Here is a 22,187-nt window from a genome sequence, read left to right as displayed (position 1 = left end):
GTTTGGTGGTGACGAGCGGCGGGGTGGGGGTGGGGCTGGGGGTTGGGGTGGGGGTCGACTCCGAGGTACGCGGGGCGGAGCTGGATCCCGCCCGGTTGGTGCTCTCGTCGCCACCGTCGCGTAACACGAAGACCACCACCACGGCCACCACCACGAGGGCCACGGCGGCGGCGAGGATGGCCGGGCCTGTCAGGTTGCCCTGGCGGCGGGTGGAGACCTGGGTGCCCAACTGGTGGACCGGCCGCGGCGGGTACGGCGGCGGAGGGTTGCCCACCGGGGTCATGCCGGCGGGGGAGGAGGCCACAGGGGGCATCCCGTACGAACCCGGAGACGGGGGCGGCGGGGACGGGGGCTGCTGCGGGCCGGTGTACTGCCGGGTCGGCGGCGGGGGCGGGGGCTGCGGGCCGGTGTACTGCCGGGTGGACGCCGGGGGCGACGCCGGGTGCGGCGTCGCCCACACGTTGCCACCCGGCGGGGGCGGCGGCGGGGCCGGTTGCCCGGGCGGCGGCGTGATCGGCTGGCTGGCCGCGGCCGCGGCCTCCATGAGCATGGTCGCGTTTGGCTGGGAGTGCTGGAGCAGGCGGAGCAGCACCTGCTCGGCGGTCGGCCGGGCGCGCGGATCCTTGTTCAGGCAGGAGTCCACCACCTCCCGGAGCCGGCCTTCCAGCGTCTCGGTGGTCGGCGTCTGGTTGAGGATGCGGTTGATCACCGCGGGCAGCGTGTCGTTGCCGAACGGGGTGGTCCCGGTGGCCGCGAAGAGGATCGTGCAGGCCCAGGCGAACAGGTCGGCCTGCGGCCCCACCTGGTGTCCCAGGATCTGCTCCGGCGCCATGTACGCGGGCGTGCCGACCGGCTGGGAGGTCATCGTGGACGAGCCGTCCAGCGCCTTGGCGATGCCGAAGTCGATCACCCGGGGGCCGTCAGGACCCATGATCACGTTGGCCGGTTTGAAGTCCCGGTGCACGATGCCGGCCTGGTGGATGGTGGCCAGCGCGGTGGCCGTGCCGACCGCGAGGCGGTGCAGCGCGGGCCCGTTCAGGGGGCCGCTCGCGATGCGCTGCTGGAGGGTGGCGCCCTCGATGTACTCGCTCACGATGTACGGCTGCTCGCCGTACAGGCCGGTGTCGATCAGTTGGGCGGTGCAGAACGGGGCGACCCGCTTGGCGGCGCTGACCTCGCGCAGGAAACGTTCGCGCATCATCGGGTCGGCCGCCAGGTCGGCGCGGAGCAGCTTGACCGCCACCTCCTCGCCGGAGGAGGCCGTGCCGAGGTAGACGACGCCCTGGCCGCCCTCCCCGAGTCGTCCCCGCAGGCCGTACCCACCAATGCTCTCTGGATCGCCTGCGCGTAATGGAACGATTTCCGGCATACAAGGATTGTCGGCCCAAGGGCGACGAGGCGGAACCTTCGTGTCCCGATGGTTGTACTACCGGGCGGGAGTCCTCCCGAATATTCTTCTGACATGGCTGGTGAAATTCGGACACTCGACCCTGATCTCCTTGACCGGCTGACCGCGCGGGTGACCTCGGAAGGCAAGACCGTCACCGTGCCGACGCCGTTAACCGGCGCCCCTCTCGCGGATCTCCCCGTCTCGACGCCTGAGGACGTGCGCCGCGCGTACGCCAAGGCCAGGGCCGCCGCGAGCGAGTGGGCGGCACTCTCTCCCAGGGAGCGCGCCCGGCCGTTCGAGCGGCTGCACGACGCGATCCTCGACCGGCGCGGCGAGATCCTCGACATCGTGCAGCTGGAGACGGGCAAGGCGCGGCGGCACGCGTACGAGGAGGTGGCCGACGTCGCCATGTGCACGCTCTACTACGTGCGCCGGGCGCCGGGGCTGCTGGCCCCGAAGCGGCGGGCCGGGCTCTTCCCCGTGGCCACCCGGGTGACCGAACTCCGCCATCCCAAGGGGACGGTGGCGCTGATCAGCCCGTGGAACTATCCGCTCTCGCTCGGGGTCACCGACGTGGTGCCGGCGCTGCTGGCCGGGAACACCGTGGTCCACAAACCGGACACGCAGACCGCCCTCTCCACCCTCTGGACGATCTCGCTGCTGATCGAGCTGGGCATGCCGGAGGACATCTGGCAGGTGGTCCTCGGCGAGCCCGCCGACATCGGGGACGCGCTGCTCGACGGGGCCGACTACGTGGCGTTCACCGGGTCCACCCGGGGTGGGCGGAAGATCGCCGAGGAGGCGGCCAAGCGGCTGATCGGGTGCTCGCTGGAACTCGGCGGCAAGAACCCGATGATCGTCCTCGACGACGCCGACCTCGACCAGGCCGTACGCGGGGCGATGCGGGCGTGTTTCACCAACGCCGGGCAGCTCTGCCTCTCCGTCGAACGCCTCTACGTCCAAGACAGCATTTATCCGGATTTCGTGGACAAGTTTGTCCGGGCGGCGCAGAACATGAAGCTGGGCGCCGGCATGGACTGGGGCATCCAGATGGGCTCCCTCACCTCGCAACGCCAGCTCGACGCGGTCACCGCCCACGTCGAGGACGCCGTCGCCAAGGGCGCCAAGGTCCTCACCGGCGGCAAACCCCGGCCCGACCTCGGGCCCTTCTTCTACGAACCCACCATCCTCGAAAACGTCACCGACGACATGGACCTCTGCCGCGCCGAAACCTTCGGCCCGGTAGTCGCCCTCTACCGCTTCCGCACCGAAGCCGAGGCCCTCACCCTCGCCAACGACTCCGCCTACGGCCTCAACGCCTCCGTCTGGTCCCGCAGCTCCTCCCGCGCCCAGTCCCTCGCCGCCCAGCTCAAATCCGGCACGGTCAACATCAACGAGGGCTACGCCTCGGCGTACGGCTCCTACGACGCCCCCATGGGCGGCATGAAATCCTCCGGCCTTTCACGTCGCCACGGCAGTGAGGGTCTGCTCAAGTACACCGAAGTCCAGACCGTGGCCAGCCAGGCCGGTTGGCTCGGGCTGGAACCGGTTTTCGGCATGGCTTACGACAGGTACGCCGACACCCTGTCGGCGATGCTCAAGACGATGCGCCGGATCCATTTGAAGTAAGGCCCGGTAATAAGGTCGTCAGGATGCTCGCGTAGTCCTCTGGCGGGCGGTTGGGGGTCCTGTGGCACCAAGCCCGGGGCTCCTGTGGTGTTCGCCGGTCAGGAGTCGGGAGCTCCTGTGCTCGGCAGGTGCTTCCTCGGCAACAGATAAGGAGCCGCCGGGGATGACGTGGCAGCCGGCGCAGGTTTCCCAGGTACGGCCGGGGGAGGCGCGGGCGTAGCGGGCCTCGGGGAACTAGCGGCGGACGGGGACGGCGGCGTTGGACACCGGGCCGGGGGAGGCGTCGATAGCGTCGGTGGCAAGTGGGTTGGCCCGGGGGGAGGCCGTGGCTTTTCCCAGTGGCAGGGTGGTTTCGGTCGCTCCAGCGGCTATGGCCGCAATGCTCATGGTCGCTCCTTTTGCCTGGTTAACCCCCTACTGAGCCAGCGGCGGGCGGGGGGAAATAATTCCGCCCGGGGTCGATAGACTGGCCGGACCGCAGCTCTCACATGGGGGGATCCGCCGTGTCCGTCGGTTCGGAGTTCGACACCGTCCTGGTCGTCGATTTTGGCGCGCAGTACGCGCAGCTGATCGCGCGACGGGTCCGAGAGTGCCACGTCTACTCCGAGATCGTGCCGTCGAGCATGCCGGTCGCCGAGATGATGGCCAAGAATCCCAAGGCCATCATCCTGTCCGGCGGCCCCTCGTCGGTGTACGCGGAGGGCGCCCCCGCCGCGCCGGAAGGGCTCTTCGAGACCGGGGTGCCGATCTTCGGCATCTGCTACGGCTTCCAGGTCATGGCCCGCGAGTTGGGCGGCCGGGTGGCCCGGACCGGGGCGGCGGAGTTCGGGGGCACGGCGCTGACCGTGCTCAGGGAGGGCATGCTCTTCGCCGGGCTGCCGGCCGCCCAGCAGGTCTGGATGTCCCACGGCGACTCGGTGGTCGCCGCCCCCGGCGGCTTCACGGTCACCGCCTCCACCGCCGACACCCCGGTCGCCGGCTTCGAGGACGTCGCCCGCGGTCTGTACGGTGTGCAGTTCCACCCCGAGGTGATGCACTCCGAGCACGGCCAGGCGGTGCTCCGCCACTTCCTGCACGCGGCCGGCTGCCGCCCCAGCTGGACCATGCTCAACATCGTGGAGGACGCGATCGCGGCCGTCCGGGAGCAGGTCGGCGAGGGCCGGGCGATCTGCGCGCTCTCCGGCGGGGTGGACTCCGCGGTCGCCGCCGCGATCGTGCAGCGCGCCATCGGGGACCGGTTGACCTGCGTCTTCGTCGACCACGGGCTGCTGCGCAAGGGCGAGGCCGCGCAGGTCGAGGAGGACTTCGTGGCCGTCACCGGGGTGAAGCTCCGGGTGGTGGACGCGGCGGAGCGCTTCCTGAAGGCGCTGTCCGGGGTGACCGACCCCGAGGAGAAGCGCAAGATCATCGGCCGCGAGTTCATCCGGGTCTTCGAGGACGAGCAGCGCGCCATCCTGGCCGACGGCCCGGTCGACTTCCTGGTGCAGGGCACGCTCTACCCCGACGTGGTGGAGTCCGGCGGTGGCACCGGCACCGCCAACATCAAGTCCCACCACAACGTCGGCGGCCTGCCGGAGGATCTGAAGTTCACCCTGGTCGAGCCGCTCCGCGCGCTGTTCAAGGACGAGGTGCGGCAGGCCGGGGCGGAGCTGGGCCTGCCCCCGGCGATGGTCTGGCGCCAGCCGTTCCCCGGTCCCGGCCTGGGCATCCGCATCATCGGCGAGGTGACCAAGGACCGGCTGGACGTGCTGCGCGAGGCCGACGCGATCGCGCGCGAGGAGCTGACCAGGGCCGGTCTCGACCGGGAGATCTGGCAGTGCCCGGTGGTGCTGCTGGCCGACGTGCGCTCGGTGGGCGTGCAGGGCGACGGACGCACCTACGGCCACCCGGTGGTGCTCCGCCCGGTCACCTCGGAGGACGCGATGACCGCCGACTGGGCGCGGGTGCCGTACGAGGTGCTCTCCCGGATCTCGACCCGGATCACCAACGAGGTGCGCGAGATCAACCGGGTCACGCTGGACGTCACCAGCAAGCCGCCCGGCACCATCGAGTGGGAGTGAGCTGTCAATGATCTCGCCAAGGTTGGGCGGCAAAGGCGGCCAATCAGGCTAATCCGGGCGGTGTGCGGTTCGCGGGGCGGGTAGTTTAGCCCGGGTGATTTCCCCGCAGAGTGCCCTTGCCGCGCCGCCGACCGTGCCGCCGTCGACCCCCGCGGGTGTCACCCGGTCGCGGATGGCGTGGCTGGACGCGTTGCGGGGGCTGGGGGCGCTCGCCGTGGTGGCCGAGCACATGTTCCCGTGGATCCTGCCGGGACTTCGGCCGTACTGGTTCAACCTGGGCATGTACGGCGTGCTGGTCTTCTTCCTGGTCAGCGGCTACATCATCCCCGCCAGCCTGGAATCCCGCGGCGACATCCGACTTTTCTGGATAAGTCGGATATTTCGTCTCTATCCGTTGTACTTGCTGGTGATCGTCATCGCGTTGGTGATCGCGATCTGGATCCCGGTCCGGCCCCAGGTGCCCAGGGACCTGTCGGGGGTCGCCGCGCATCTGAGCATGCTGCTGGACGTCGTGCACGTGGGCGGTCTGGCCGACCCGATGTGGACGCTCTCCTACGAGATGGTGTTCTACCTGCTGGTGACCGCCCTCTTCGTCAAGGGGGTGCACCGGGCCAGTGGCCAGATCGCCATCGCCTTCGGGGTGGTGGCGGTCGCGGTGGGGATGGTGGTGGACGCGCCGCTGCTCGGCGGGCCGTGGCCGGCCGTCGTCTCGGGGGCGGCCTTCGTCATCGGCATGTACTGCCTGCTGTCCGGAAATTTCCGGACTACGGCGGCGTACACGCTGGGCGCCATGGGGATCGGCCTGCTGCTGCTCAGCGGCTACGTGCCCTGGTTCGGCGCGGCCATCCTCGCCGTGATGTTCACCGGCACCGCCGTCTACCGCTGGGAGCAGGGCACCGGCTCGCTCTGGCCGGTGCTCGCCGCCGCCGCCCTGGTGGCCGTCTCCCCGGTCTGGTCCATCCAGGCCGGCTGGTGGTGGGTGCAGCCCGACGTCTGGATCACCACCCTGGCCCTGGCCGCCGCCACCTTCGTCGCCGCCCGGGCGCTCCGGCACCGCAGGATGCCGGGTGTGCTGGCCTGGCTCGGCCTGATCAGCTACTCGATCTACCTGCTCCACCACCCGCTGCTCCGGCTGCTGCACGAGATCGCCGGCGACATGCGGGGGCTCCCGCTGCCCGCCAGGATTGCCCTGGCCACCGGTTACCTGGCCGTGCTGCTGGCGCTCAGTTGGGTGACGTACACGCTGGTGGAGGGCCCGGCGCAGCGCCTGGGGCGGCGCCTGGCCAAGAGGTACGGCAGGGGTTAGACCTCGCCGCTGGAATCGCCCGGGTAGTCGCCCTCGCCCACCTCGTTCACCCCGGTCTGCGGGTAACGCTCACCGGGCACCAGCGTGGTGCCCTCCAGCAGCTTGGAGACGGTGACGAAGTAGTACCCCTGCTTCTGCAGGGTGCTCAGCACCTTCGGCATCGAGTCCACGGTCTCCTTGACCGTCTCGTGCATCAGCACGACCTGGTCCTGCCCGGCCACCTCCAGCGCGGCCGTGGTGAGGAACACGACGTTCCGGTTGTCCTGGATGTAGTCCTTGGTGGAGGTCGTGCCCGGGATCTGCACCAGCTTCAGCTTGGCGGCGACCGCGACCACGTCGTCGTCGGTGAGCCCACCGGGGGCCCGGAAGAGCACGGGGGCCTTCCCGGTCAGCTTCTTGATCAGCTTCTGGGTCTCGTTGATCTCTTTGTAGATCGCCGACGGCTCCAGGTCGGTCAGCCAGGGGTGGCTCCAGGTGTGGTTCCCCAGCTCGTGACCGCCCTTGGCGATGTTCTTGGTGAGCACCGGGTGCTTCTTGACCCGGGAGCCCATCACGAAGAAGGTCGCCTTCGCCTTGTACTTCTTCAGGGTGGCCAGCAGCCGGGTGGTGTTCTCCGAGGGGCCGTCGTCGAAGGTCAGTGCGATGCACTTGTGCGTCTTGCAGAAGGGCGTGCGTTTGGCGGGTTTGCCGGGGGCCGCGTGCGCCTCTGCCGTTGGCAGCAGCGCCAGGGTCAGGCAGGCGGCCAGAGCGGTAAGGGTGTGACGAGAGCGCATTGCGGCATACTAACGTGACCTCCTGGGAGTTTTCTGAACGCCTTCGTGGTTTCGGTATGGCTCACTTGGGGAAAGAGCGCCCGCGCTCTCCGCCAAGGATGCGTCAAGAACCCGTTCTTCTCCGCCGCCCGCGGCGATGCTGGCCCGGTTGATCCGCTGCCGCCTAGGAGTTACGAGGATGTCCCGCACGCTCTCGGTCATCGTCCCGGTCCGCGACGGCGAGCGCTTCATCGCCGACGCGCTCACCTCGCTGCTCCGCAACGCGCGCGACGACTTCGAGTACATCGTGGTCGACGACGGCTCGGTGGACCACACCCGCGCGGTGGCGGAGAGCTTCCAGGCCGAGCTGCCCGGGCTGACCGTGCTGTCCAGCCCCACCCCCGGCGGCCCGTCCCGGGCCCGCAACCTGGGCATGGCCGCCGCCTCCGGCACCTACCTCACCTTCCTGGACGGCGACGACTGGTACGCCCCCGGCTACCTGCCGGAACTGGTCGCCGCGATGGAGCGCACCGCCTGCGACTTCGTCCGGGTGGACCACATCCGGGTGCACGGCACCCGCCGGGAGGTGCACCGCGCCCCCGAACGCCGCCGGTGGCGGGTGCTCGCCCCCCGGGACGGCATCACCCGGGGCATGGTCGACTATCCGATGCCGTGGGCCGGGATCTACCACCGGCGGCTGCTCGACTGGGGCGTGCTCACCTTCCCCGAGCACCTGCAGACGGCGGAGGACCGGGCCTGGATCTGGCGGCTGCACCGGCTGGCGAGCTCGTACGCGGTGGCCCCCCTGGCCGGGGTCTTCCACCGGCGTGGCGTGCCCTCCTCGCTCACCCAGATCGGCGACGAGCGGCAGCTGCACTTCTTCGACGCCTATCTCGGCGTCATCGACGACCTCGCCGGTGAGGACCCGGCCCTGGTCGGCAAGGCCGTGTACAACCTGTGCGCGCTCACCGTGTACCACCACCGGCTGCGCGGGCGGCTCGTGCCGCACGTCAGGGAGCTGCTGGACCAGCGCACCCGGGCCACCCTGCGCGCCCTTCCCCCCGCTGTCCTCGCCGAGACGCTGCCCAGGCTGGGGCCGGCCCGCGAGGCGCTGCTCAGGAGGTTCCTGTGACCACCCAGCTCTTCTCCGCCTCGACCCTGTTCGGGGCGATGACGCTGGCCGCCGCGATCGACGCGGGGCAGTTCGGCGACGCGGACCGCCGGGTGCTGCTGGTCTCCAGCAACGCGCTCATCCCGGAGCTCGTGCGCTCCCCGCACCAGGCTCCGGGCTTCGCCGGGATCGCCGACCGGTTCGACCGGGTGTGGTGGTGGAACGAGCTGATCGCCCCGTACCACCCGGAGCGGGTGCGGGTGGCGCCCGAGCAGGGGCCGCTGCTGGCCCGGCTGCTCGGCGAGAAGCTGGAGCTGCCCGGCGGCGTGGACGAGCTGGTGGTGGAGCCGGTCGGCTGGACCCCGGCCCGCGCGCTGACCACGATCTTCCCCGACTGCCCGGTGACCGTGTACGCCGAGGGCCTGGGCGGCTACGGCCCGGCCCGGAGCCCGGTGCCCGCCCGGCTGGCCGCCCGGATCACCCGGCTGCTCCACCTGGACCTGGTTCCCGGGCTGCGCCCGCTCCTGCTGGCCGAGCGCCGGATCCCGGCGGTGCCGGTGCCGGACGCGGAGTTCGAGAAGGTCGTCGCCGAGGTGGCGGAGGTGGTGCCGCGCGTGCCGGAGGCCGACGCGATCATCCTCGGCCAGTGCCTGGCCGACACCCACGTCCTGGACTGGCAGGAGGAGGACCGGCTGCACGCCACGATGCTGCGCGGGCTGGCCGCCCGCGGGTACGGCCACGTGCTCTTCAAACCCCATCCGGTGTCCGGGCGGCGGCAGGCGGCCGGGCTGCGCCGGCTGGCGGGGGAGCTGGGGATCCGGCTGAGCGTGGCGCCGGAGACGGTGCCGGCCGAGGTGTGCGTCGCGGCGCACCGGCCGGAGCTGGTGGTGGGCGCGTTCTCCACCGGGCTGATGACCGTGCGGCACTTCTTCGGCGTGCCGGTGGCCACGGTGGGCTGCCCGCTGGTGTTGCGGCGGCTGCGGCCGTACCGGAACGTCAACCGGGTGCCCGCCACCATCGTGGACGCGACCGTGCCCCGGCTGACCGCGGCAGGGGGGCTGCTGCCGCCGCCGGTCCGGGTCGGTGAGGTGGGCGCGCTGGTGGAGGCGGTGGCCTACTGCCTCCAGCCGAACCGGTTCCCGCAGCTGCGGCCGGTGGCCGAGAGTTGCGTGCGGGAGCTGCCGAAGGTGCGGCGGTACCTGCGGTCGCAGCGGCTGGCCGAGGTCGGGCTTGTCACGGTCAGTCCGGGGCGGAAGCTGCTGGGGCGGATCGCCCGGGCGGGGCGGAAGCTGGCGAAGGTGGGCCGATGACCCTGCTTTCGGTGGTGGTGCCCTTTCACAACGTGGCGCCATACCTGCCGGCGTGCCTGGACTCGCTGGCCGCGCAGACCCTGGACGGGGTGGAGTTCCTGCTGGTGGACGACGGGTCCACGGACGGCGGCGCGGCGCTGGCCAAGCAGGCGGCGGCCGACGACACCCGTTTCCGGGTGCTGCGCCAGGAGAACCAGGGTGCCGGGGCGGCCAGGAACGCGGGGGTGCAGGCCGCCACCGGGACCTACCTGGCCTTCGCCGACGGCGACGACGTGGTGCCTCCGGAGGCGTACGCGCGGCTGGTGGGCAGTCTGGCGCGGAGCGGGGCCGATCTGGCCTGCGGGAAGGTGCTGCGGCTGACCGACCGGGGGAGCCGGAGCCTGCCCCTGTACGAGCAGGCGTTCCGGAAGTCGGTCCGGAGCACCCACATCCGTAAGAACCGGGATCTGATCGTGGATCGCGGGGTCTGCAACAAGGTGTTCCGCCGCGCCTTCTGGGACCGGCAGCGCTTCACCTTCCCGCCCGGCCTGTACGAGGACGTCCGGGTCGCCCTCCCGGCGCACGTGGTCGCCAGCGGCATCGACGTGCTCGCCGACGTGGTCTACCACTGGCGGGTACGCCCCGGCTCCACCACCCAGCGGCGCGCCGAGCCCGGCAACGTGGTGGAGCGGCTGCGCGCGATGACCGAGGTCGCCGACTTCCTCAAGGACCGCGCCCCCCGCCTGGCCCGCCGCCACCACCGGCTGATGGCCGAACTCGACCTGGGCTTCCTGCTGGACGCGCTGGACACCGCCGAGGGCCCCGACGTGGACCTGCTGCTGGACCTGGCCGCGACCACCGTGGGCGACCTGCACCCGGAGGAGATCGCCCGGCAGCCGGTGATCCGCCGCCTGGAGCTGTACCTGGCGGGCCACGGCCGGCTGGCCGAACTCCGCCACGTGCGAAGGTTCCGCCGTGCGGGCCTGAAAGACGCTCGTTTTGTGCGGCGTGGGCTGATAAATCGGAAATGGTATGCCGCTTATCCCTATCTCAGGAACGGTGTGCCGGATGAGGTGTTCCGGGCCGAGCAGGAGCTGACCCTCCAGGCGTACGTGGACGGTGTCCGGGTGGCCGATGATCTGGTGCACGTGTCCGGGTACGCCTACATCCGGCATCTGCCGAGCACCCGCAACGGCCTGCGCCTCTGGCTCCAGGGCAAGGGCGGCCATATCCCGCTTACCCCGGTCCGCACCCTCCGTACCGACGCCACCGCCGACTCCGACCAGTCCGCCGTCTGCCACGACCAGGCCGGCTTCACCGTCACCATCGACCCCGCCCTGCTCCCGTCCCCGGGCCCCTGGACCCTGCACGCCGAGGTACGCGCCCGGGGAGTCATCCGCGCCGGCAGGGTCACCGGCCACCCGGAGGCGGGCGAACGCCGCTTCCCCAGCGTCGCCGACCTGCAACCCACCCTGACCCTGGACCAGGGCCTCACCCTCGCCCGGCCCCGCCGCGAACCTAAAGCATCCAAGAAAACCCTGGTCAAAGGGCTGGCCTGGGACGGCAGGAACCGCCTGCTGGTGACCGGCCCGGAGACCGTGATCCTCAAGGGCGCGAAACGACGGGGCCCGATCGAGCCCCCACCGGGGATCGGCAGCTGGCCGCTCTACGGCCCCGACGGCGACCAACTGCGCGCCGCCGAGGGCCTGGACCTGCCGGTGCACCACACGGGCCTGCACGAGTACCGCTTCCAGACCACCGTGGACGGCCTGCTCACCCTGGTCGCCCGTCCAGACCTGCGGGGCGACGAACGCGGCAGGTACGCCGTGCGCCGCCTGCGCACCACCACCCGCCACCACCGCGCGCCCCTGCGTGACCAGGTCGTCTTCGACGCCTACGGCGGGCGCCTGGCCACCTGCAACCCGCTGGCCCTGCACCACGAGCTCCGCCGCCGCGACACCGGCCTCGACCTGGTCTGGGTCACCAGGGAAGGGCGCTTCCCCGCGCCCGAGGGGGCCCGGCTGGTGCTGTTCGGCAGCCGCGCGCACGAGGAGGCGCTCGGGGCCGCGCGCTACGTCGTCGGCAACCGCACCCAACCGGCCTGGTTCACCAAACGCCCGGACCAGACCTACCTCCAGACCTGGCACGGCACCCCGCTCAAGCGGCTCGGCCACGACCTGGCGGCGCTGCCGTACCAGCGCACCGAACTGCTGGAGTGGATGGACCGGGACGCCCCTCAGTGGGACCTGCTGGTCGCGCCCAATCCCTTCTCGATGCCGATCATGCGCCGCGCCTTCGGCTACGACGGGCAGCTGATGGCCACCGGCTACCCGCGCAACGACGTGCTGTTCGCCCCCGACCGGGCCGAGCGCGCCCGGGCGGTCCGGCGGCGGCTGGGCATCCCGCCGGGGGACCGGGTGATCCTCTACGCGCCGACCTGGCGGGACGACCTGCACACCGGACGCCGCCGCCTGTTCACCCTGCACCTGGACACCGAGCGGCTGCACGAGGCCCTGGGCCCCGGCCACACGCTGCTGGTCCGCGCGCACCACCTGATCACCCACCGGCCCAAGGTCGCCCCGCCCACCCGCGACGTCACCCGTTACCCCGAAATTTCGGACCTGTACTTGGTGGCGGACGTACTGATCACCGACTACTCCTCGGCCATGTTCGACTTCGCCTGCACGGGCAAGCCGATGATCTTCTTCACCTACGACCTGGAGCGCTACCGCGACGTCGTCCGCGGCTTCTACTTCGACCTGGAACGGGAGGCCCCGGGTCCGCTGGTCCGGGACACCGACGGAGTGATCGACGCCCTGCGGGAAAAGGACCACCCCGATTACCCTGATTTCCAGGCCAAATTCTGCCCGTGGGACGACGGTTTCGCGGCCGGACGCGTGGTTGACCGGCTGCTCGCCTGAGTGTGCCGCTTTGATGTGATCAGGTCCGATATTCTCGCTCGGTGAGCCGCCGCCGAAAGCAGATCTCCGGACACCCCGCCAAGCGCGCACTGATCCGCGACACGCCCCCGATGTCCCCGCTTGAGCGCGCCGCGGCGGCCACGCCCGTGCTGCGCGGCCTGCGCGGACTCGCCGAATGGCTGGGCGAGGGGGTGGCCGTGACCGCCACCGGAGCGCCGCGCCCCGCGGACGTGCCCGCGCTCTGCGCCGTGTTCGGCATCCCGGCCCCGGCCGCGCCGGTGCGCACCGCCACCCGGGTGCCCGAGCTCATGTCCTTCTGGAAGGTGGCCAAGGCCGCCGACGTGGTCCGCGTCCGTGGCCGCCGCGCCCGCCTTGGCGAGGGCCTGACCGGGGACGCCCTGGAGACCTGGCGGAACGCCTTCGTCCGGACCGTGGACGGCGACGACGAGGAGTTCATCGAGGGCGCCGAGGGCGGCGCGCTGGTCGCCCTCCAGGTGCTCGCCGATCTGCCCGCCCGGGCCCAGCTGGACGTGGCCGCGCTGGACTGGATGATCAGCAAGGCGGCCGAGGCGGAGTGCGTCACCTTCGACGTCGCCGCCGGCCTCGACCTGCTCGCCTTCTTCGGCGCCACCGTGCGCAGCGGCCCCCGGGTGGCGCTCAGCCCGCTCGGCGGCCACCTGATCGCCCTGCTCCACGAGCAGGCGGCCGCCCGCTAGACGACACCCTCCTCAAAGGCCCCGGGCGTGGGGTAGTACGCCTCCAGGAACCGGAGCAGGAGCTGGTCCTGCTCCGGGGTCGTCGGCGCGGTGTCGTTCAGGCAGAACGTGTCGTGGTCCCGGTTGCGCAGCATGCGGCGGAGCTTGGCCGGAGTTTTGCGCAGCGCCAGGTCCACGTAGGTGTAGCCGACCGTGCCCGGCACCGCCCGGCCGGTCAGGTAGCCGTAGTAGTGCGCCAGCGAGGACACCACCGAGATGTCGCGGCTGGTGCGGAAGGCGCTGTGGGCGGTCTCCCGGAACTCCTCGGCGAACCGCTCCTCCAGCTCGAACAGCAGCGACCGGCGCAGCGCGTACGGCACGTGCTTCATCTTCTGGATGAGGGTGCGGCCGGACAGCCCCTCCAGCAGCCGCCGGTTGTTCATGCCCGCCGCGTGCACCGGATTGTCCTCGTGCAGCTCGAACGGCACCTGGGCGACCGACGGGAAGAACCTGGTGATGCCGTTGCCCTCGAAGAAGGTCTCCGGGTGCAGCGGGCGGCCCAGGAAGAAGTCGTCGTTCAGGTAAAGGAAGTGCTCGGCCAGGCCCTCGATACGGTGCAGCTGGGCCTCGATGGCGTGCGAGTTGAAGACCGGCAGGGCGCTCGGGTCACGGAAGATCTCCTTGTGGTCGACCATCTGGACCCGGTCGCCCTCGCGCAGCCAGGCCGGAGTCTGGCCGTCGGTGACGATCCAGATCTTCCGCACCCAGGGCGCGTACGTGGTCAGCGAGCGCAGTGAGTAGCGCAGCTCGTCCCGGCTGGCGAACCGGGCCTCGGTGGTGGCCAGCTCGCTCAGACCCTCGCACATCCCGCCGTGCAGCCGCTGGTCCCTGCGGGCCCGCCAGGCCGGGTCGGCGCCGTCCACCCAGGTGTAGACGGCGTCGATCGGGAAGTCCACGTCGCCGACCAGGCGGCAGGCGAACTCCGGCCGGGTCGGGTAGGTGCGCTCCCCCTCGCTCATCAGGCCAAGGAACAGCTCCTCGCCCGCCTGCACGGTCGGCCCGTGCACCGGCACCGCCTCGCAGGCCCGGTTGGGCCTGGGCGCCACCAGCAGGTCGCCCTCCCGCTCCCAGAACTCCAGATCGCAGCCGAGCTCGGGACCCAGGATCAGGGTCCTGGACGGGCTGGCGAAGTAGAGCGCCACCCGGATCACCCGGGCGTCGGCCAGCGCGGCCCGGCGCAGCGGCCGGATGCGCTCGACGTCCGGCGCGCCGCGCCGGTGGCCCTGCCGCCCGCTGGGCAGCCTGGCCGCGTAGAACCCGGGCCTGGCCAGCGCGGACAGGGCCCGGGACCGGTGCGAGACCGGCACCGCGACCACCGGCGGCCGCCCGGCCAGCGGCCGTACGCAGAAGTACGGCACCGCCGCCTCCGTCAGCGTTCGGCAGACCAGGTCGAAGGTCTCCCGTGACGCCTGGAGCGGGCCGGCGTCCGGCCGGATCAGCGCGGCCCGGCGCGGCGAGATCTCCCGCGCGCCCAGCCGCCCCCGCAACTGGCGGTACAACGTTTCCACAGGCATGGCTCTCCCCCCGAAGATTTCAGGACTCTAACGGACGCCTCACCGTGTTGGCAGGGGCTTTGCCCACGTCAGGGCAATGGTCAAGAAGTGGCAACGAGATTCACCGGCTGTCACCGAAGAACACGTTCCCGACTACCCAACGTGGTCATTCTTACGTGCATGGGGGGCTTCACGCTCGACGACATCCTGGCGGCACGTAAGCCGCGCGACTCTTGGTGGACCGTTTTCGTGGTCGATCCGCTGGCCTGCCGGCTCACGCTGGCGGTGGCCAACCACACCTCGATCACGCCCAACGGGCTGACCCGGCTGTCCATGCTGCTCGGGTTGGGCTCCGCCGGATGCTTCGCGGCCGGTTCCACCGGGGCGCTCGTCGCGGGCGCGGTGCTGTTCTACCTGAGCTTCACGGTGGACTGCATGGACGGCAAGATCGCCCGGCTCAAGGGCACCGGAACCCCTTTCGGCCTCTGGCTGGACTATGTGGGCGACCGGGTCCGGGTGGGCTGCTGCGCGTTCGCCTTCGCCTACGGGCAGGGCACGGACGCCGCGCTGGCCGCCGCGGTCGGCGTGGTGGTGCTGGACCTGTTCCGCTACGTCAACGGCCCCCAGCTGCACCGGGTCAGGGAGGCCACCAGGGAACAGGTGGCCGCCATGGCCGGCGGCGAGGTGGTCTTCGTCGACGACCGGCTCCGCGCCGACCCCAGGGCGCGGGTCCGGGATCTGCTTCTCAGCGAAGAAATCGAGCTGGTGGATCTGCAGCGCGCCTTCCGCGCGCGGTTCCCCTGGTTCGACCGGTTCCGGATCGCCCTGGTCCGGCATCGGGTGCGCACCCACGTGATGAGCGGCATCGAGTTCCACGCCGCCGTCTTCGTGGTCGCGCCCTTCTTTGGCCCCAGGGCGGTCATCGGGGCGGCAGCGGGCGCGGGGGCGCTGCTGCTGCTCTTCGAGGCCGCCCTGGTCTACCGGATCTGGCTGGCCACCAGGGAGGCGGCGCGAGCCGTACCGAAAAGGGAGAGGGTTCTTGTCTGAACGGCCGATTTTCGTAGTCGGATGCCCGCGCTCGGGCACCACGCTGCTCCAGCTGATGCTGCACTCGCATCCGCGCATCGCGGTGCCGCCGGAGACCCGGATTCTGGTCCAGGTCTACCGGGCCCGCCGCCAGTTCGGCGACATGCGGGAGCCGGCGAACCGGCGGGCGCTGGCCAAGCGCATCGCGCTCGGATCCCGCACCCAGTTCCGGGACCTGGAGGTCGACCCGGACGCGTTCATCCGCCGGGCCGTGGACGGGCCCGGCAGCCTCGGCTCGATCATCGGACTGGTCTACCAGATGTTCGCCGAGCGGCACGGCAAGGTGCGCTGGGGCGACAAGCGGCCCCCGTACATCCGGCACCTGGACGCGGTGCTGGCCATGTTCCCGGACGCCCAGATCATCCACCTGATCCGGGACGGGCGGGACTGCGTCTCCTCGCTGAAGGAGATGCCCTGGTTCAAGGGGGACACCTACGAGGCGGTGCACCGGTGGGCCGAGGCCATCGACATCGGGCGCAAGGTCAAGCTGCCCGCCGACAGCTACTACGAGCTGCGGTACGAGGACCTCACCGCCGACCCCGTCGGGGCGCTCTCCGGGCTGTGCACCTTCCTGGGGGAGGAGTACGACCCGGCGATGCGGGAGCCGTACAAGGTGGCGGACGTGGTGCCGCAGCACAAGGACTGGCACGTCAACACCCGCCAGGAGGTCACCACCAGCCGGAGCGGGAGCTGGACGGACCGGCTTGAGCCGTGGGAGGTCTCGCTCTGCGAGACGGTCCTCGGCGAGCGCCTGCGCGCCTACGGGTACGAGCTGAGCGGCGCCGCGCCCGCGCTCCGCAAGGACGTGACCGCCTACAAGCGCACCTCCAACATGTGGAAGCGCAAGTGGCGGCAGGTGGCGATGACCGAGTGGTTCAACCGGTTCCGCGAGCCGGGCCCGGTGGCCTACCAGCTGTCGGGCGGGCCGCGCCAGCCCGCGGGGATCGGCCGGTGAGCCCGGTCACCCGGGGGCAGGACCGGCCGATCTTCGTCATCGGCTGCCCGCGCTCCGGCACCACCCTGCTCCAGCTGATGCTGCACTCGCACCCGCGGATCGCGGTGCCGCCGGAGACGCGGTTCCTGGTCCCGGCCTACTACTCCCGCCGCAAGTACGGCGACATGCGGCTGCCGGGCAACCGGCGGGCGCTGGCCGAGTGGATCGCCACCGGGCGGGAGACCAAGTTCCGCGAGCTCGGCCTCGACCGCGCCGGTTACGTCGCCGAGGCCACCGAGGGGCCTGGCAGCCTCGGGTCGGTGATCGGCACGGTGTTCCGCGACTACGCGGCCCGGTTCGGCAAGCCGCGCTGGGGGGACAAGCGGCCCAGCTACTTCAAGCACGTGGACATCCTGCTCAGGCTCTTCCCGGACGCCCAGTTCGTGCACCTGATCAGGGACGGCCGGGACTGTGTGGCGTCGCTGAAGGAGATGCCCTGGTACCACCTGAGCAGCTTCCACGCCATGGCCAACTGGGCCGAGGCGATCGACTTCGGCCGCCGCACCGCCGCCCGCCTCCCCGCGGGCAGCTACCACGAGCTGCGGTACGAGGACCTGACCGCGGAACCCGAGCGCGAGCTCCAGCGGCTGTGCGGTTTCCTCGGCGAGGAGTACGACCCCGCCATGTGCGAACCCCGGCACGTGGCGGAGGTGGCGGTGCCGGCGCACAAGGTCTGGCACAGCAACACCCACGGCGAGGTCACCACGGCACGCTCCGGCAGCTGGTCGCAGCGCCTGGACCCGTGGGAGATCTCACTCTGCGAAACGGTCCTCGGCGAACGCCTGACCACCGCCGGGTACGCCCTGAGCGGCGCGCCCCGAGCGCCGAAAGAACAGGTCAACGCCTACAAGACGGTGGCGGCCAAACGGCGCGGCGCCCGCTGGAAGAAACTCAACAGAGATCGCGTGAACCGCCTCAGAGAGCCAGGCCCGGTGGCGGCCCTGCTCACCGAGGGCCAACGTCGCCTGGCGGGCCTGCCCGTCCCGGTGGGGGTCACCCCCGCCGGGACCTGCGGATGAGCCAGATCACCACGGCCAGTACGCCGGCCGCCGCCAGTACCGGGGCGAGCCGCCGGAGCACGGGTGCGCCCGCGATCTCCAGTAGGTCCAGGGCCTCCTCGTCGGGGGTGCGGGAGGTGCGCATCGTTCCGGCGGGGTGGGCCTCCCGGGACAGGGACTCCTCGGGGGGGCTCGGTACGGCCGTCAGGTGGCGGTGCGGCTCCTCGGCGGGCGGGAGCTGCTCCGGTTCCTGAGGCTGTTCCTGGAGGAGGGCCGCCAGGTTGCCGGCGAACTTGTCGATCAGCCGGGAGCCCACGTCGGCCATCACGCCCCGCCCGAACTGGGCAGGGCGGCCGGTGACGTTGAAGGCCGTCTCCACGGTCACCTTGGTGTGGTCGCCCTCGGTGGCCAGCTTGGCGGTGACCGTGGCGTTGGCCGTGCCCGCGCCCCTGGCCTCCTTGCCGGAGGCCTTCAGGGTGAGCGTGCGGGCGTCCTTGTCCACGTCGGCGAAGGTGGCCGTGCCCTGGTAGGTGACGGTGATCGGGCCTACCTTGACCTTCATCTTGCCGGTGACGGTGTCCCCGTCCACCGAGTCGAGCGAGGCCCCGGGCAGGCAGGGCGCCACCCGTTCGGCGTCGAGCAGGATCGCCCAGGCCTGCTCGACGGGGACCGGCACGGTGAACTCGTGCTCGAACCGCATCGCCATCGCTCGACTCCGTTTCTCTCCGTAATTGTCTACCCTATGCGGCGGCTGACCTGATCGCCCGTTCGGTGAGGACCCGGGCCAGATGGCGCCGGTAGTCCGGACGGGCGTGCAGATCGGACGGGGGGTCGGTCGCGTCGTCTGCGGAGGCGGTCGCCGCACGCAGGGCCGTACGGTCGTCCAGGGCGACCCCGGGCAGGCCCGCCTCGGCCGCCCGGGCCCGGACCGGGACCGCGCCCATGTTGGTGAGCGCCACCCGGCCCTCCGCGATCACGCCGTCCTGGTGGCGCACCGCGGCGGCGACCCCGACGATCGCCCACGCCTGGGCGACCCGGTGGAACTTCGTGTAGTGGAATCCCCAGCCGGGCCCCAGCTTGGGCACCCGGGCGCCGAGCAGGAGCTCGCCCGGAGCCAGCGCCGTCTCCAGGTAGTCGAGGAAGAACTCGGCGGCGGGGATGGTCCTGGTGCCCTCCGCCGACCCGGCCACCAGGTCCATGTCCAGGGCCAGCGCGACGGCGGGCAGGTCCCCGGCGGGGTCGGCGTGCGCCAGCGACCCGCCGAAGGTGCCGCGGTGCCGTACCGCGGGGTCGGCGACCGTGGCCGTCGCCTGGGCCACCAGCGGGCAGTACGTCTGGACCAGGGGTGATTTCAGCACCTCGTCGTGGGTGGTGGTGGCCCCGATGAACAGGTGGTCGCCCTCGTCCCTGACGCCCCTGAGCTCGGGCAGCCGCCCGATGTCCACCAGCGTGGCCGGGTAGGCCAGCCGGAGCCGCAGCAGCGGCAGCAGCGACTGCCCGCCGGCCAGGACCTTGGCGTCCTCGTCCGCGCCCAGCGCCTGGAACGCCTCGGACAGGGACTCCGCCCGCACGTAGTCGAAGCTCGCGGGAATCATGCGACACCTCCCTGAATCGCCCGCCAGACCCGTTCCGGGCTGCACGGCATGGGCACGTCCCGCACCCCGTACGGCCGGAGCGCGTCCACGACCGCGTTGACCACCGCCGGGGTGGACGCGATGGTCCCGGCCTCGCCGACGCCCTTGACCCCGAGCGGGTTGGAGGTGGCCGGGGTGACCGTGCGATCGGTCACGAAGGTGGGCAGGTCGGCGGCGGACGGCACGAGGTAGTCGGCCATGGTGCCGGTGAGCAGGTTGCCGTCCGCGTCGTAGACGGCCTCCTCGAAGAGCGCCTGCGCGATGCCCTGGGCGATGCCGCCGTGCACCTGGCCCTCCACGATCATCGGGTTGACCACGTTGCCCACGTCGTCCACCGCCACGTACGAGCGGATCGTGGTCATCCCGGTCTCGGTGTCCACCTCCACCGCGCACAGGTGGGTGCCGTGCGGGAAGGAGAACGACTCCGGGTCGAAGGTGCTGCCCGCGTCCAGTTGCGGTTCGAAGCCCTCCGGCAGGTCGTGGGCGGCGAAGACGGCCAGCGCCACCTCCTGGATGGTCTTGGCCGCGCCGGTGCCGCGCACCTTGAACGCGCCGTCGGTGAACTCCAGGTCGTCCGGCGCGCACTCCAGCAGGTGCGCGGCCACCGTCCTGGCCTTCTCCTTCACCCGCTCGCAGGCCTGGAGCACGGCGATACCGCCGACCACCAGGGAACGCGAGCCGTAGGTGTCCATGCCGCGCGGGGCCGAGGCGGTGTCCCCGTGCAGCACGCCCACGTCCTCGAAGGGCACCCCGAGCGCGTCCGCGACGATCTGCGACCAGGCGGTCTCGTGGCCCTGGCCGTGCGGGCTGGTCCCGGTGACCACCTCCACCTTGCCGGTCGGCAGCATGCGCACGGTGGCGTGCTCCCAGCCTCCGGCGCCGTACCGCAGGCTGCCCAGCACCCGGGACGGGGCCAGGCCGCACATCTCGGTGTAGGTGGAGACGCCGATGCCCAGCTGTACGGGATCGTTCCGGTCCCGGCGGTCGGCCTGTTCTGCGCGGAGCTTGTCGTAGCCGAACAGGGCCATCGCCCGCTCGGTGGCGGCCTCGTAGTTGCCCGAGTCGTAGGTGAGGCCGGCCGCCGTGGCGTACGGGAACTCCTCGTGCCTGATCCAGTTGCGGCGGCGGATCTCCAGCGGGTCGACGCCGATCTCCTTGGCCAGTTCGTCCATGGCCCGTTCGATGGCGTACGTGGCCTCGGGGCGGCCGGCTCCCCGGTAGGCGTCGGTGGGCATCTTGGTGGTGAAGACGCCGGTGCAGGCGAAGTCGTAGGCGTCCATCTTGTAGATGCCGGTGTACATGAACGCGCCGAGCAGCGGCACGCCGGGGGTGACCAGCATCAGGTAGGCGCCCATGTCGGCCAGCAGGTCCACCTTCACGCCGCGCAGCACGCCCTCGGCCGAGGCGGCGAGCGCGATGCGCTGGATCTGGTCCCGGCCGTGGTGCACGGTCTGGTTGCCCTCCGAGCGGGACTCGGTCCACTTGACCGGCCGTCCCAGCCGCCGGGCGATCAGCAGCCCCAGCACCTCTTCCGCGGTGACCTGGAGCTTGGAGCCGAAGCCGCCGCCCACGTCGGGGGCGATCACCCGGAGCTTGTGCTCGGGGACGCCGGTGGTGGCCGCCAGCATGACCCGGAGCACGTGCGGGATCTGGGTGGAGGTGTGCAACGTGAAGGAGTCGCCGTCGGTCTGGGCGACCACCGCGCGCGGCTCCATCGCGGTCGGGATCAGCCGCTGCTGCACGTAGGTGCGCTCCACCACGACCGGCGCGTCGCGGAACGCGGCCTCGATGTCGCCCTGGGCGAAGGTCCAGGTGAACGCCTTGTTACCGGCTTCGTGTACGAGCGGGGAGCCGTCGGCCAGCGCCGAGGGCATGTCGGTCACGGCGGGCAGGGGGTCGTAGTCGATCTCGATGGCGTCCAGCGCGTCCGCCGCCTTGTACCGGTCGGTGGCGATCACACAGGCCACCGCCTCCCCGGCGTACCTGACCGTGTCCACCGCCATCGGCGGGTGGTCGGGGATCACCACGTCGTCGCTGACCGGCCAGGCGCAGGGCAGGCTGCCCTGTTCGGCGGCGAAGTCCTGCCCGCTGAAGGCGGCCACCACCCCGGGGCGGGACCTGGCCGCCGACACGTCCACCCGGGTGATCCGGGCGTGCGCCAGCGGGCTGCGCAGGTAGGCCACGTGCAGCAGGCCGGGGACCTGGATGTTGTCCGTCCACTGGGTGCGGCCGGTGATCAGGCGTGCGTCTTCCTTGCGGCGTCGGGCCCGGCCGATTTCGGTCTCGGTCATGGCTCGGCCCGCATCAGCTCGGCGCCGCGCCGTACGGCCCGCACGATGTTGCAGTAGCCCGTGCAGCGGCAGAGGTTGCCCTCCAGCCCCTCCCGGATCTCCGTCTCGGTGGGGTCGGGGTTCCCGTTGACCAGGTCGATGGAGGCGATGATCATGCCCGGCGTGCAGTACCCGCACTGCAGCGCGTGCTCCTCGTGGAAGGCGCGCTGCATCGGGTGCAGCTCACCGCCGTCCGCCAGGCCCTGGACGGTGACGACGTCACCGCCGTCCGCCTGTACGGCCAGCACCGAGCAGCTCTTGACGCTCAGGCCGTCCAGCAGGACCGTGCAGGCCCCGCAGTTGGTGGTGTCACAGCCGACCGGGGTCCCGGTGCGGCCCAGCCGGTCTCGTAGGAAGTGCACGAGGAGCAGGCGGGGTTCGACCTCTTCCTCGTACTTGGTGCCGTCGACGGTGACGGTGATCCGGGGCATTGTTCCTC

General features: G+C 71.4%; 18 protein-coding genes. 10 read left to right on the top strand and 8 right to left on the bottom strand.

The window, feature by feature from the left end; translation table 11 throughout:
- The coding region (locus KIP79_RS36030; RefSeq protein ID WP_214109460.1) for a serine/threonine-protein kinase at positions 1-1,369 on the bottom strand (1,369 nt) is incomplete at its 3' end.
- A 93-nt stretch (positions 1,370-1,462) separates the two neighbouring features.
- Here KIP79_RS36030 and KIP79_RS36025 point away from each other — a divergent pair.
- The gene (locus KIP79_RS36025; RefSeq protein ID WP_214109459.1) at positions 1,463-3,019 is read left to right on the top strand and encodes a succinic semialdehyde dehydrogenase; all 1,557 of its coding nucleotides are present in this window, start codon (positions 1,463-1,465) and stop codon (positions 3,017-3,019) included.
- 234 nt (positions 3,020-3,253) lie between these two features.
- Here KIP79_RS36025 and KIP79_RS36020 read toward each other — a convergent pair whose 3' ends face one another.
- Positions 3,254-3,406 carry a hypothetical protein gene (locus KIP79_RS36020; RefSeq protein ID WP_214109458.1) on the bottom strand — a complete coding sequence of 51 codons (153 nt, stop codon included), beginning with the start codon at positions 3,404-3,406 and terminating at the stop codon, positions 3,254-3,256.
- A 116-nt stretch (positions 3,407-3,522) separates the two neighbouring features.
- Here KIP79_RS36020 and guaA point away from each other — a divergent pair, with 116 nt between their 5' ends.
- Entirely contained in the window at positions 3,523-5,079 is a 1,557-nt protein-coding gene (gene guaA / locus KIP79_RS36015; RefSeq protein ID WP_308170065.1) for a glutamine-hydrolyzing GMP synthase, read from the top strand.
- Between the two features lie 94 nt (positions 5,080-5,173).
- Positions 5,174-6,385: an acyltransferase family protein gene (locus tag KIP79_RS36010; RefSeq protein WP_308170064.1), complete on the top strand. Its 1,212-nt coding sequence runs from the start codon at positions 5,174-5,176 to the stop codon at positions 6,383-6,385.
- Here KIP79_RS36010 and KIP79_RS36005 read toward each other — a convergent pair.
- Entirely contained in the window at positions 6,382-7,158 is a 777-nt protein-coding gene (locus tag KIP79_RS36005) for a polysaccharide deacetylase family protein (RefSeq protein ID WP_214109456.1), read from the bottom strand. The genes KIP79_RS36010 and KIP79_RS36005 overlap by 4 nt on opposite strands.
- Positions 7,159-7,336: 178 nt before the next feature.
- Between KIP79_RS36005 and KIP79_RS36000 the strand changes: the two genes are divergently transcribed.
- Genes KIP79_RS36000 through KIP79_RS35985 form a run of 4 tightly spaced genes read left to right on the top strand, consistent with a single transcriptional unit; the run spans position 7,337 to position 13,174 of the window.
- The gene (locus tag KIP79_RS36000) at positions 7,337-8,269 is read left to right on the top strand and encodes a glycosyltransferase family 2 protein (RefSeq protein ID WP_214109455.1); all 933 of its coding nucleotides are present in this window, start codon (positions 7,337-7,339) and stop codon (positions 8,267-8,269) included.
- On the top strand, positions 8,266-9,558 hold the full coding sequence (locus KIP79_RS35995) for a polysialyltransferase family glycosyltransferase (RefSeq protein WP_214109454.1): 1,293 nt from the start codon (positions 8,266-8,268) through the stop codon (positions 9,556-9,558). The genes KIP79_RS36000 and KIP79_RS35995 overlap by 4 nt, the downstream gene beginning before the upstream one ends.
- Positions 9,555-12,458 carry a bifunctional glycosyltransferase/CDP-glycerol:glycerophosphate glycerophosphotransferase gene (locus KIP79_RS35990; RefSeq protein WP_214109453.1) on the top strand — a complete coding sequence of 968 codons (2,904 nt, stop codon included), beginning with the start codon at positions 9,555-9,557 and terminating at the stop codon, positions 12,456-12,458. Before KIP79_RS35995 ends, KIP79_RS35990 begins: the two co-directional genes overlap by 4 nt.
- 41 nt (positions 12,459-12,499) lie before the next feature.
- Complete coding sequence (locus KIP79_RS35985; protein ID WP_214109452.1) at positions 12,500-13,174, top strand: hypothetical protein; 675 nt, start codon at positions 12,500-12,502, stop codon at positions 13,172-13,174.
- Here KIP79_RS35985 and KIP79_RS35980 read toward each other — a convergent pair.
- A complete protein-coding gene (locus KIP79_RS35980) occupies positions 13,171-14,727 on the bottom strand; it encodes a stealth family protein (protein ID WP_214109451.1) in 1,557 nt (518 codons plus the stop codon). The two genes, KIP79_RS35985 and KIP79_RS35980, sit on opposite strands and share 4 nt — an antisense overlap.
- Positions 14,728-14,886: 159 nt before the next feature.
- Here KIP79_RS35980 and KIP79_RS35975 point away from each other — a divergent pair, with 159 nt between their 5' ends.
- The 3 genes from KIP79_RS35975 to KIP79_RS35965 are packed head-to-tail and all read left to right on the top strand — an operon-like array spanning position 14,887 to position 17,805.
- Positions 14,887-15,753, top strand: a complete 867-nt coding sequence (locus KIP79_RS35975) for a CDP-alcohol phosphatidyltransferase family protein (protein WP_214109450.1) — start codon at positions 14,887-14,889, stop codon at positions 15,751-15,753.
- Positions 15,746-16,747 carry a sulfotransferase family protein gene (locus KIP79_RS35970; protein ID WP_214109449.1) on the top strand — a complete coding sequence of 334 codons (1,002 nt, stop codon included), beginning with the start codon at positions 15,746-15,748 and terminating at the stop codon, positions 16,745-16,747. The genes KIP79_RS35975 and KIP79_RS35970 overlap by 8 nt, the downstream gene beginning before the upstream one ends.
- Positions 16,744-17,805: a sulfotransferase family protein gene (locus KIP79_RS35965; protein ID WP_214109448.1), complete on the top strand. Its 1,062-nt coding sequence runs from the start codon at positions 16,744-16,746 to the stop codon at positions 17,803-17,805. The genes KIP79_RS35970 and KIP79_RS35965 overlap by 4 nt, the downstream gene beginning before the upstream one ends.
- Here the strand turns inward: KIP79_RS35965 and KIP79_RS35960 are convergent.
- The 4 genes from KIP79_RS35960 to KIP79_RS35945 are packed head-to-tail and all read right to left on the bottom strand — an operon-like array spanning position 17,780 to position 22,179.
- Positions 17,780-18,490, bottom strand: a complete 711-nt coding sequence (locus tag KIP79_RS35960; protein ID WP_214109447.1) for an SRPBCC family protein — start codon at positions 18,488-18,490, stop codon at positions 17,780-17,782. The genes KIP79_RS35965 and KIP79_RS35960 overlap by 26 nt on opposite strands.
- 34 nt (positions 18,491-18,524) lie before the next feature.
- Positions 18,525-19,379 (bottom strand): FAD binding domain-containing protein, encoded by an 855-nt coding sequence (locus KIP79_RS35955; protein ID WP_214109446.1) that lies wholly within the window; start codon positions 19,377-19,379, stop codon positions 18,525-18,527.
- The gene (locus tag KIP79_RS35950; protein WP_214109445.1) at positions 19,376-21,709 is read right to left on the bottom strand and encodes a xanthine dehydrogenase family protein molybdopterin-binding subunit; all 2,334 of its coding nucleotides are present in this window, start codon (positions 21,707-21,709) and stop codon (positions 19,376-19,378) included. Before KIP79_RS35950 ends, KIP79_RS35955 begins: the two co-directional genes overlap by 4 nt.
- Entirely contained in the window at positions 21,706-22,179 is a 474-nt protein-coding gene (locus KIP79_RS35945) for a (2Fe-2S)-binding protein (RefSeq protein WP_214109444.1), read from the bottom strand. Before KIP79_RS35945 ends, KIP79_RS35950 begins: the two co-directional genes overlap by 4 nt.
- Between the last annotated feature and the right edge of the window lie 8 nt (positions 22,180-22,187).

Source organism: Acrocarpospora catenulata (assembly GCF_018476525.1).
Lineage (GTDB): Bacteria > Actinomycetota > Actinomycetes > Streptosporangiales > Streptosporangiaceae > Acrocarpospora > Acrocarpospora catenulata.
This window is presented reverse-complemented; position numbering and strand designations above follow the sequence as displayed.